General features: G+C 71.7%; 11 protein-coding genes. 6 read left to right on the top strand and 5 right to left on the bottom strand.

Annotated features, from left to right (window positions below):
• Positions 1-130 precede the first annotated feature (130 nt).
• Entirely contained in the window at positions 131-1,009 is an 879-nt protein-coding gene (locus ACH4RC_RS11200; RefSeq protein ID WP_398198246.1) for a biotin--[acetyl-CoA-carboxylase] ligase, read from the bottom strand.
• A 138-nt stretch (positions 1,010-1,147) separates the two neighbouring features.
• Here ACH4RC_RS11200 and ACH4RC_RS11195 point away from each other — a divergent pair, with 138 nt between their 5' ends.
• From ACH4RC_RS11195 to ACH4RC_RS11180, 4 genes are all read left to right on the top strand, one after another.
• Positions 1,148-2,749, top strand: coding sequence for an acyl-CoA carboxylase subunit beta (locus ACH4RC_RS11195; RefSeq protein ID WP_398198243.1), 1,602 nt, complete (start codon positions 1,148-1,150; stop codon positions 2,747-2,749).
• 20 nt (positions 2,750-2,769) lie between these two features.
• Positions 2,770-2,976 (top strand): acyl-CoA carboxylase epsilon subunit, encoded by a 207-nt coding sequence (locus ACH4RC_RS11190; protein ID WP_398198241.1) that lies wholly within the window; start codon positions 2,770-2,772, stop codon positions 2,974-2,976.
• A gap of 74 nt (positions 2,977-3,050) precedes the next feature.
• The gene (gene mmpB, locus ACH4RC_RS11185; RefSeq protein ID WP_398198238.1) at positions 3,051-3,185 is read left to right on the top strand and encodes a morphogenic membrane protein MmpB; all 135 of its coding nucleotides are present in this window, start codon (positions 3,051-3,053) and stop codon (positions 3,183-3,185) included.
• Between the two features lie 55 nt (positions 3,186-3,240).
• On the top strand, positions 3,241-3,852 hold the full coding sequence (locus tag ACH4RC_RS11180; RefSeq protein ID WP_398198236.1) for a nucleoside triphosphate pyrophosphatase: 612 nt from the start codon (positions 3,241-3,243) through the stop codon (positions 3,850-3,852).
• Here the strand turns inward: ACH4RC_RS11180 and ACH4RC_RS11175 are convergent.
• Positions 3,824-4,309, bottom strand: a complete 486-nt coding sequence (locus ACH4RC_RS11175) for a hypothetical protein (RefSeq protein WP_398198233.1) — start codon at positions 4,307-4,309, stop codon at positions 3,824-3,826. The two genes, ACH4RC_RS11180 and ACH4RC_RS11175, sit on opposite strands and share 29 nt — an antisense overlap.
• Positions 4,310-4,661: 352 nt before the next feature.
• Here ACH4RC_RS11175 and ACH4RC_RS11170 point away from each other — a divergent pair, with 352 nt between their 5' ends.
• Positions 4,662-6,437 carry an acetyl/propionyl/methylcrotonyl-CoA carboxylase subunit alpha gene (locus ACH4RC_RS11170; RefSeq protein ID WP_398198230.1) on the top strand — a complete coding sequence of 592 codons (1,776 nt, stop codon included), beginning with the start codon at positions 4,662-4,664 and terminating at the stop codon, positions 6,435-6,437.
• A 67-nt stretch (positions 6,438-6,504) separates the two neighbouring features.
• Here the strand turns inward: ACH4RC_RS11170 and ACH4RC_RS11165 are convergent, their stop codons facing one another.
• Positions 6,505-7,491, bottom strand: coding sequence for a LuxR C-terminal-related transcriptional regulator (locus tag ACH4RC_RS11165; protein WP_398198229.1), 987 nt, complete (start codon positions 7,489-7,491; stop codon positions 6,505-6,507).
• Positions 7,492-7,608: 117 nt separating this feature from the next.
• Between ACH4RC_RS11165 and ACH4RC_RS11160 the strand changes: the two genes are divergently transcribed.
• Entirely contained in the window at positions 7,609-8,193 is a 585-nt protein-coding gene (locus ACH4RC_RS11160) for a TetR/AcrR family transcriptional regulator (RefSeq protein WP_398198227.1), read from the top strand.
• 67 nt (positions 8,194-8,260) lie between these two features.
• Here the strand turns inward: ACH4RC_RS11160 and ACH4RC_RS11155 are convergent, their stop codons facing one another.
• Both ACH4RC_RS11155 and ACH4RC_RS11150 read right to left on the bottom strand, forming a co-directional pair.
• Positions 8,261-9,184 carry a DeoR/GlpR family DNA-binding transcription regulator gene (locus tag ACH4RC_RS11155; protein ID WP_398199166.1) on the bottom strand — a complete coding sequence of 308 codons (924 nt, stop codon included), beginning with the start codon at positions 9,182-9,184 and terminating at the stop codon, positions 8,261-8,263.
• Positions 9,185-9,320: 136 nt separating this feature from the next.
• Positions 9,321-10,769, bottom strand: a complete 1,449-nt coding sequence (locus ACH4RC_RS11150; protein WP_398198224.1) for an NAD(P)H-quinone dehydrogenase — start codon at positions 10,767-10,769, stop codon at positions 9,321-9,323.
• Positions 10,770-10,859: the final 90 nt, after the last annotated feature.

Here is a 10,859-nt window from a genome sequence, read left to right as displayed (position 1 = left end):
CTGCGCGACCAGCCACGACGGTGCCGCAGCCGGTGACGGGCCGGTCCCAGCAGACGCCCAGGGGCGCGGGGAACTGCGCGACCAGCCACGACGGTGTCGCGGTCGGAGGGCGGCGGCGCCCCTACGGCGATCAGATGCCCGGGCCCGGGCGGAGGTGGACGATGTCGCCCGCCGCGACCGGCTCCCGGATTCCGGACTCGGTGACGATGACGAGCCGCCCGCCCCCGTCGACGGCAACCGCCTCCCCGACCACATCCCGGCCCCCGGGAAGAATCGCCCGTACAGAGCGGCCAAGCGTCGCGCACCCGGCGGCGTACGTCTCCTGGACCCCGGACAGCCCCGGATCCCCCTCGGCCGCACACCACTCGGAGTACCACCGCTCGAACGACCTGAGCACGGCCCGCAGCACAGGCTCCCGGTCCACGACCTTCGCCCCGGCCAGCGCCAGCGACCCCGCCCCGGGCACCGGCAACTCCTCCGCCCGCAGCGACACGTTCAGGCCCACCCCGATGACGACCCCACCGCCGGCGGCCTCCGCGAGGATGCCGCCCGCTTTGCGCTCCTCCCCGCCGACGGTGACGAGGACGTCGTTGGGCCACTTCAGCGCCGTGTCGACCCCGGCCGTCGAGGACAGGGCCGTGGCGACCGCGACCCCGGTGAGCAGCGGCAGCCACCCCCACCGCTCGACCGGCACCTCGTGCTCGCCGGGTTTGACGAGGACGGAGAAGAACAGACCCGAGCGCGGCGGAGCCGACCACTGCCGGTCGAGGCGCCCGCGCCCCGCGCTCTGTTCCTCGGCGACGAGCACCGCGCCCTCCTGTGCGGTGCCGGCGGTGGCCCGCGCCACCAGGTCCGTGTTGGTGGAGCCCGTACGGGGCACCACGTCCAGGGACGACCAGAGCCCTTCGCCCCGCAGGAGGGAGCGGCGCAGGGCGGTCGCTCCGAGGGGCGGCCGGTCCAGGTCGGACCAGCGGTTGTCGTGCGCGTCTGAACCATCTCGCGGCGTCATGCAACCCAGCCTAGGTGTGGCAAAGACCGCACTGCCGAACGGTATTCGCGCCACTACCCTACGAGTCAGTAGCCCATTTCGTTTCCCCGTACACCGTCCCCCCCGTCCCCGAGAAGCCAGTCAGGGAGCCGCGCCCCGATGTCCGAGTTGGAAGATCCCCAGAGTGCCGACATCCACACGACCGCAGGCAAGATCGAGGATCTGCGGCGCCGGATCGACGAGGCGACCCACGCGGGCTCCGCGCGCGCCGTGGAGAAGCAGCACGCCAAGGGCAAGCTGACGGCGCGTGAGCGGATCGGGCTGCTGCTCGACGAGGACTCGTTCGTCGAGCTGGACGAGTTCGCGCGGCACCGCTCCACCGACTTCGGCATGGCCGCCAACAAGCCGTACGGGGACGGGGTGGTGACCGGTTACGGCACCGTCGACGGCCGTCCCGTCGCCGTGTTCTCGCAGGACTTCACCGTCTTCGGCGGCGCCCTCGGCGAGGTCTTCGGGCAGAAGATCATGAAGGTGATGGACTTCGCCCTCAAGACGGGCTGTCCGGTCATCGGCATCAACGACTCGGGCGGCGCCCGCATCCAGGAGGGCGTCATGGCCCTCGGCATGTACGGCGAGATCTTCCGCCGCAACACGCACGCGTCCGGTGTCATCCCGCAGATCAGCCTCGTGGTCGGGCCGTGCGCGGGCGGCGCGGTCTACTCCCCCGCGATCACCGACTTCACCGTGATGGTCGACCAGACCAGCCACATGTTCATCACGGGGCCGGATGTCATCAAGACGGTCACCGGCGAGGACGTCGGTTTCGAGGACCTGGGCGGCGCCCGCACGCACAACGCGCGCTCCGGCGTCGCGCACCACATGGCGGGCGACGAGAAGGACGCCATCGAGTACGTGAAGTCGCTCCTGTCCTATCTGCCGTCGAACAACCTGAGCGAGCCGCCCGCCTTCCCGGAGGAGGCGGACCTGACCCAGACCGACGAGGACCGCGCGCTCGACACGATCGTCCCGGACAGCGCGAACCAGCCGTACGACATGCACACGGTGATCGAGCACGTCCTGGACGACGCCGAGTTCTTCGAGACGCAGGCGCTGTTCGCGCCGAACATCCTCACCGGCTTCGGCCGCGTCGAGGGCCACCCGGTCGGCATCGTCGCCAACCAGCCGATGCAGTTCGCGGGCTGCCTCGACATCGACGCCTCCGAGAAGGCCGCCCGCTTCGTGCGGACCTGCGACGCCTTCAACGTGCCGGTCCTCACCTTCGTCGACGTCCCCGGCTTCCTGCCGGGCGTCGAGCAGGAGCACACCGGCATCATCCGGCGCGGCGCGAAGCTGATCTACGCGTACGCGGAGGCGACGGTCCCGCTCATCACGATCATCACGCGCAAGGCGTTCGGCGGCGCGTACGACGTCATGGGCTCCAAGCACCTGGGCGCCGATCTGAACCTGGCGTGGCCGACCGCGCAGATCGCCGTCATGGGCGCGCAGGGCGCGGTGAACATCCTGCACCGCAAGACGCTGGCCGCCGCCGAGGACCCCCAGGAACGCGAGGGCACGCGGGCGCGGCTCATCCAGGAGTACGAGGACACGCTCCTCAACCCGTACACGGCGGCCGAGCGCGGTTACGTCGACGCGGTGATCCTGCCGTCCGACACCCGCGCGCACGTCGTGAAGGGCCTGCGCCAGCTGCGCACCAAGCGGGAGTCGCTGCCCCCGAAGAAGCACGGCAACATCCCCCTCTAGGCCGCAGGGAGCCCTGGCTGATGATGATCAAGGTCGTACGGGGAAATCCGACCCCCGAGGAGCTGGCCGCCGCACTGGCGGTGGTCCAGGCGCGCGCCGCGGCCGTCTCCGACGCCCCGGCCGCCGCGGCGCGCCGGGACGCCTGGGCCGATCCGTCCCGCGTCGCCCGGCGCCGGCTGCCCGCGCCGGGGCCGTCGAGCTGGACGCGCACGTACTGGCCCGCGTGACATCGCCGACACCCCGGAGCGCCTGAGTACGCGTACTCAGGCGCTCCGGTACGCCGCGGCGCACTATCGGTGATGTGCTGTGGTCAGACCCCGAGAACGAGCCGCCGAAGGAGTACCGCGAGACGCAGGAGATGCTGCGCCGCGCGGGTTTCGTGCTGGCGCTCGCGGTGTTCCTGGCCATGGTGATGGTGGGCGTCGGCGCCCTGTGAGCCGTCCGCGGGACAACGGGCGAGGGGCCCGGACCGGCTCCTCTACGCTTGCCGCATGACAGCCGCGCGCCGCATCGTCCTCGCCTCCCAGTCCCCCGCCCGCCTCGGCCTGCTGCGCCAGGCCGGTTTCGCCCCCGAGGTGATCGTCAGCGGTGTCGACGAGGACGCCGTGTCCGCCCCGACGCCCGCGGAACTCGCGCTCGCCCTGGCCGAGGCCAAGGCGTCCGTGGTGGCCGCGCTGCCCGAGGCGGGCGGCGCTCTGGTCGTCGGCTGCGACTCGGTCCTCGACCTGGACGGCGAACCGCTCGGCAAGCCCGCCGACGCCGAGGAGGCGACGGCCCGCTGGAAGGCGATGCGCGGCCGCGCGGGCACCCTGCAGACCGGCCACTGCGTCTACGACACCGCCGCGAAGCGGTACGTCTCGGCGACCGCGTCCACGGTCGTCCGGTTCGGCGAGCCGAGCGACGCGGAGATCGCCGCGTACGTGGCGACCGGCGAACCCCTCCACGTGGCGGGCGCGTTCACGCTCGACGGCCGCTCGGCACCGTTCATCGACGGCATCGAGGGCGACCACGGCAATGTGATCGGCCTTTCGCTGCCGCTGCTCCGCCGCCTCCTCGCCGAACTGGGCGTATCCGTCACGGAGTTGTGGGCTCCGGCGCGCTAGCGGGCGGGGGCGGCGGGGCGGCCGCACTGTCGTCGCCGCCCGCTGCCCGGCCCTGGTCCCTGCGGTCGAAGGACACCAGCGAGAACACGATCAGCGCGAGCACGACCATCATGAACACGAACGCGGGCCAGCCGACCAGCCCGACGGTGAACGCGCCCAGCAAACCGTGCACGACGGCCGCGCTGATCAGCACGATCCGGCCGACGACGCCCGGCGAGCGGTCGGTGGCGGCCGCGCGGGCGAGCAGGAACGCGCACACCGCGAGGTAGAGCCCGAACACCGCGCCCGCGGCCCAGGCGCCCACGGACATCGCGTCCGGATCGAGCCCGGCGAGCGACATGTCCTGCCGGTCCACCACGAGCCCCAGGATCCAGTTGAGCAGCACGATCCCGGCCGCCTCCGCCAGCAACACGATCGCGGCCACCCACGCCACCGGTCTGCGTGCCACCGGCCCCACCCACCTTCACGTACGACGGTCGGTTACCCCGAGTATGTTCAAGACATCGCGAACGCTACTAACGGGTAAACCTGCGGACAAGGGGTCTGCGGAAGGCAAAGAATCATTGGGCCATTCGTAGGGACTCCACAAAGAATGCCCACGGGGCGGGGCACGGTCGCACAGAGACCTTGACCACATCGTCCGGCTAGGGTTGGGCCGAGGGATCCCGCACTGCCAGGCGCGACAAGGGATTTCGCGGACCGAGCGGGCCTCGAGTCACACTCCGTGTGGGCAAGCTCACCATTGGGGACGGGTCGTAACCCCGTGTCGGCAGTCCCTAAACTCGGCTTGTTTCAAGGAGGGAGCCATCGTGCGCAAGGTGCTCATCGCCAACCGTGGCGAAATCGCTGTCCGCGTGGCCCGGGCGTGCCGGGACGCAGGGATCGCGAGCGTTGCCGTATACGCCGACCCGGACCGGGACGCATCGCATGTCCGCGCGGCCGACGAGGCCTTCGCCCTGGGTGGTGACACCCCGGCCACCAGCTATCTGGACATCGCCAAGGTGTTGCAGGCCGCCAAGGACTCCGGTGCGGACGCGATCCACCCCGGCTACGGATTCCTGTCGGAGAACGCCGAGTTCGCCCAGGCCGTGCTGGATGCCGGGCTGATCTGGATCGGCCCGCCGCCGCACGCCATCCGGGACCTGGGTGACAAGGTCGCCGCCCGGCACATCGCGCAGCGCGCCGGTGCCCCGCTGGTCGCCGGCACCCCGGACCCGGTGAGCGGTGCGGAGGAGGTCGTCGCCTTCGCCGAGGAGCACGGCCTGCCCATCGCGATCAAGGCCGCCTTCGGTGGCGGCGGCCGCGGCCTGAAGGTCGCCCGCACCCTCGAAGAGGTCCCGGAGCTGTACGACTCCGCGGTCCGCGAGGCGGTCGCCGCGTTCGGCCGCGGCGAGTGCTTCGTCGAGCGTTACCTGGACAAGCCGCGCCACGTGGAGACCCAGTGCCTGGCCGACAGCCACGGCAATGTGGTCGTCGTCTCCACCCGTGACTGCTCGCTGCAGCGCCGCCACCAGAAGCTGGTGGAGGAGGCTCCGGCGCCGTTCCTCTCCGACGCCCAGGTCGAGCAGCTGTACTCCGCCTCCAAGGCGATCCTGAAGGAGGCCGGCTACGTCGGCGCCGGAACCGTGGAGTTCCTGGTCGGCGCGGACGGCACGATCTCCTTCCTGGAGGTCAACACCCGCCTCCAGGTCGAGCACCCGGTCACCGAGGAGGTCGCCGGCATAGACCTCGTACGCGAGATGTTCCGTATCGCCGACGGCGAGGAACTGGGCTACGGCGACCCGGTACTGCGCGGCCACTCCTTCGAGTTCCGCATCAACGGTGAGGACCCGGGCCGCAACTTCCTCCCGGCGCCCGGCACGGTGACGACGTTCAACCCGCCGGCCGGCCCGGGTGTCCGCCTGGACGCGGGCGTCGAGGCCGGCTCGGTCATCGGCCCGGCCTGGGACTCCCTGCTCGCCAAGCTGATCGTCACCGGCCGCACCCGCAAGGAAGCGCTGGAGCGCTCCGCCCGCGCGCTCGCCGAGTTCGAGGTCGACGGCATGGCCACCGCCATCCCGTTCCACCGCAAGGTCGTCACCGACCCGGCGTTCGCCCCCGAACTGACCGGCAGCGACGCGCCGTTCACCATCTTCACCCGGTGGATCGAGACCGAGTTCGCCAACGACATCCCGCCGTATCGGCCGGGTGGCGCGGACGCCGCCGAGGACGAGGACGCCGACCGCGAGACGATCGTCGTCGAGGTCGGCGGCAAGCGCCTCGAGGTCTCCCTCCCGTCCTCCCTCGGCATGTCGCTGGCGCGCACCGGGCTCGCGGCGGGCGCCAAGCCGAAGCGTCGCGCGGCCAAGAAGTCCGGCCCGGCCGCCTCCGGCGACTCCCTCGCGTCCCCGATGCAGGGCACCATCGTCAAGGTCGCCGTCGAGGAGGGCCAGGAGGTCCAGGAGGGCGACCTCGTCGTCGTCCTGGAGGCCATGAAGATGGAGCAGCCGCTCAACGCGCACAAGTCCGGCACCATCAAGGGCCTGTCCGCCGAGATCGGCGCGTCCCTCACCTCGGGCGCCGTGATCTGCGAGATCAAGGACTGACGCCCACACGCACGACGGGGAAGCGCCCGACAGGCCATGCCTGTCGGGCGCTTCCCGGGTTTTCGGCTCACTCGCCGAGCAGGCCCAGCTCCCGTCCCCTGCGCAGCAGCGCCGCCGTGTGCCCGGCCGCCAGTTTGCGGTGCAGGGCCGCCACGTAACCCCGTACGGTCGTCAGCGAGATGCCCATCGCGCGGGCGGCCTCGGCCGGGGTGCGGCCCGCGTCGATCTGCTCCAGGGTGCGGTGCTCACGCCCGGTGAGGCCGAGGCGGCGGGCGGCGGTGCGGCCCGCCGCACGGTCGTGGAGCAGCACGAGCCACGGCACCCCCGGCACGGCGCACGGCACCACCCGCACCTGTGCGTCCCCCACTCGGAACGGTTCGGGACCCGCGAGCCGCGGGTCGTCCCGGACCAGGGGCAGGAGCGCCTCGGCGACCCCGTCCAGGGCGCGCAGCGTCCCGTTGTCGTCAACGGCGGCGACGCCGTGGCCCGGCCGCCCGACGGAGGCGAGCGCGGCGGCGACCACGTCGAGCAGCGCCTGCCGCCGCACCCACGCCTGTTCGGCGGCGGCGATCCGGGCGTGCGCGAACCCGAGCAGGTCCCGCTGGCGGACGGAGAAGTCGGCGCCGCCGCGCACCAGCGCGTAGCCGACCACGCCGGTCGCGTCCCGCCCCGCGGCGACGAGGTGGCGGCGCATGCCGAAGGGGCGGAAGTCCAGGTTGTAGCAGTGGGTGCCCCGCCACTCCCGGTCGGTCGCGGCGTCGCTGACCCGGTGGGCGCCGCCCGTGCCGCCGACGAGCATGGCCCCGGTCAGCGGATGGTCGACGGGGTGCTGGTAGATCACGGCCGGATCGGCGTGGAACGTCTCGGCGGGCACGGCCAGGGCCCGCACCACGGCGCCGCGCCGCTCGAAGCTGTACCACTGGGCGCCGTCGGCCGGGATCATCCGGGCCAGCGCCCGCACCGCCCGGCCGCGCAGCTCCTCTACGCCCGCCGCCTCTTGAAGTTCCCGTACGAGACGCTCCACGCCCCGTACGTCCCCGTCGCTCATGTCCATGGCCTGCTCCAGGACGTATCGACCGGCCCCACGCTACTGCGGGGCCCTGCCCTCCGCACCGGCCCGCGAGGATGATCAGGCATCCTTGAAGGCCCCGCGCACGCCCAGGGAGGCCCGATGACGTCCGGCACCGAGTACGAGCGCCCCCGCCCCATGCGTGCGGACGCCCGCCGCAACTACGAGCGGCTGCTCGTCCAGGCCCGCGCCGCCTTCGCCGAGCACGGCACCGGGGCGTCCCTGGAGGACGTGGCGCGTGGCGCCGGGGTCGGCATCGGCACCCTGTACCGGCACTTCCCGAACCGGTACGCGCTGGTCAGCGCCGTCTTCGAGGAGGCGGTACGCGATCTGCTGGCCCGCTCCCGGGCCCTGCTCGACGCTTCGCAGCCCTGCGCGGCGCTCGTGACCTGGCTGCGCGAGATCATCACGCATGCCGGCGAGTACCGGGGTCTGTCCCGCGCCCTCATGTCGGCCTCCCAGGACGAGAGTTCGGCCCTGTCGCGGTGCAGTACGCCGATGCGCGAGGCGGGGCAGGCGCTGCTTCTGCGCGCCCAGCGGGCCGGGGCGGTGCGGCAGGACGTGTCGATCTCCGACCTGCTCCAGCTGACCAACGCGATCGCGCTGGCCGCTGAGGAGACGCCGTCGGACCCGGACTTGGCTGACCGCCTGTTGCGGTTGACGCTGCGGGGTATCACGGACTCGTGAGAGCCCCGCGGTCGCCGTTGCCGGGTGACGGTTCTGTTGTGGCTGGGCGCGCGGTTCCCCGCGCCCCCTATCGGCGACGTAGATCCGCCACTCTTGCCGAGCGCTCGGGGCTCTGTTCCATCGGCGCCGCGCTTCGCAACGGGTGGCCCCCGCCGGGAAGTTGCTGACGGCGCTGGCCGGGGAGGGGGACGTCCCGGCGCTGTTGGCGTGCCGGGGCGGGATCACCAGCCCCGGCCGATGCCTGCCCCGCCCCCGCGACTGCGATCTGCACGCCCTGGTCGGCCAGTGCCTGCAACTCCGTGGCGGCGCGGTCGTCATGGGCGGGCGGTTCGTCGGTGACGAGCCGCGTGATCACATCCGTGGGGACCGTCTGGAACATCGTGTCGGTGCCGAGCTTGGAGTGGTCGGCGAGGACGACGACCTCCGCCGCGGCCTGCACGAGGGCCCGGTCCACCGACGCCGAGAGCATGTTGGACGTGGAGAGTCCGCGCTCGGCCGTCAGACCGCTGCCGCTCAGGAAGGCCCGGGAGACTCTGAGCCCCTGGAGGGACTGCTCCGCCCCACTGCCCACAAGGGCGTAGTTGGAACCCCGCAGCGTGCCACCGGTCATGACGACCTCGACGCGATTGGCATGGGCCAGCGCCTGGGCCACCAGGAGTGAGTTGGTGACGACGGTCAGGCCCGGCACACGCGCGAGCCGGCGGGCCAGCTCCTGCGTGGTCGTCCCCGCGCCCACCACGATGGCCTCGCCCTCTTCGACGAGACCCGCGGCGAGATCGGCGATGGCCGTCTTCTCTGCGGTCGCGAGATGTGATTTCTGCGGAAAGCCGGACTCCCGCGTGAATCCGCCCGGCAATACCGCACCGCCGTGCCGGCGGTCGAGGAGTCCTTCTGCCTCCAGTGCGCGCACGTCCCGCCGTACGGTCACTTCAGAGGTCTGGACGACGCGGGCGAGCTCCCGGAGCGATACCGCTCCATTGGCCCGCACCATTTCGAGGATCAATTGACGACGTTCTGCAGCGAACACGAAACTGACAGTAACCCCAACGACCGTCTGCTTTCAGCAGTTTGCGCCGAATTACAGATTCTGTTCGCACACCACCACCGACAGTGGTATAAACCCGGGCTCAGCCCTCTTCGGCGGCCTTGCGGGTGTGCAGCTGACGCGCCACTTCCGCGATCGAGCCGGAAAGAGAGGGGTACACGGTGAACGCGTTCGCGATCTGCTCGACGGTCAGATTGTTGTCGACAGCGATCGAGATCGGATGGATCAGTTCCGAGGCGCGCGGCGCGACGACCACACCGCCGACCACGATGCCCGTACCCGGACGGCAGAAGATCTTGACGAAGCCGTCGCGGATGCCCTGCATCTTCGCGCGCGGGTTGCGAAGGAGCGGCAGCTTCACGACACGGGCGTCGATCTTCCCGGCGTCGACGTCGGCCTGTGAGTAACCGACGGTGGCGATCTCCGGGTCCGTGAAGACGTTCGAGGAGACCGTCTTGAGGTTCAGCGGCGTCACCGCGTCGCCGAGGAAGTGGTACATCGCGATACGGCCCTGCATGGCGGCGACCGACGCGAGGGCGAAGATGCCGGTCACGTCACCGGCCGCGTACACACCGGGGGCGGACGTCCGCGAGACCTTGTCGGTCCAGATGTGGCCCGACTCCTTCAGCTTGACCCCGGCCTCCTCCAGACCCATCCCGCTGCTGTTCGGGATGGCGCCGACCGCCATGAGGCAGTGCGTGCCGGAGATGGTGCGGCCGTCGGCGAGGGTGACCTCGACGCGGTCGCCGACGCGCTTGGCGGAGGCGGCGCGGGAGCGCGCCATGACGTTCATGCCGCGGCGCCGGAACACGTCCTCCAGGACGGCGGCGGCGTCCGGGTCCTCGCCCGGCAGCACGCGGTCGCGGGAGGAGACGAGGGTGACGCGGGAGCCGAGCGCCTGGTAGGCACCGGCGAACTCGGCGCCGGTGACACCGGAGCCGACCACGATCAGCTCTTCGGGCAGCTCGTCCAGGTCGTAGACCTGCGTCCAGTTGAAGATGCGCTCGCCGTCGGGCTGCGCGTCGGGGACCTCGCGCGGGTGGCCGCCGGTCGCGATGAGCACGGCGTCGGCGGTGAGGGTCTCCTCGGAGCCGTCGGCGGTGGAGACGATGACCTTGCGGGAGCCGTCCAGGTCCTGCTGCCCGTCGAGGCGGCCGCGACCGCGCATGACGCGCGCGCCCGCGCGCGTGACGGAAGCGGTGATGTCGTGCGACTGGGCGAGCGCGAGGCGCTTCACCCGGCGGTTGACCTTGCCGAGGTCGACGCCGACGACGCGGGCCGGGCTGTCCGGGTCCGGGGTGTCGTCCTCGACGATGATGCCCAGCTCCTCGTAGGAGGAGTCGAAGGTCGTCATCACCTCGGCCGTGGCGATCAGGGTCTTCGACGGCACACAGTCGGTCAGCACCGACGCGCCGCCGAGACCGTCGCAGTCGACGACGGTCACCTCCGCGCCGAGCGACGCGGCCACCAGGGCCGCTTCGTATCCGCCAGGTCCGCCACCGATGATCACGATCCGAGTCACGTACCCCATTGTCCCGCACCGCTCAAGATGGTGCCCTGGCGGGGGTGGCAAGCACGGGGGCGGCAGGCACTTCGCACGGAGCACACGCGGCAACTGCCG

Source organism: Streptomyces sp. NPDC016845, from assembly GCF_044332585.1.
In the GTDB taxonomy this organism is placed as follows: domain Bacteria; phylum Actinomycetota; class Actinomycetes; order Streptomycetales; family Streptomycetaceae; genus Streptomyces.
The sequence above is the reverse complement of the archived record's forward strand: the minus strand, read 5'-3'. Positions and strand labels throughout refer to the sequence as shown.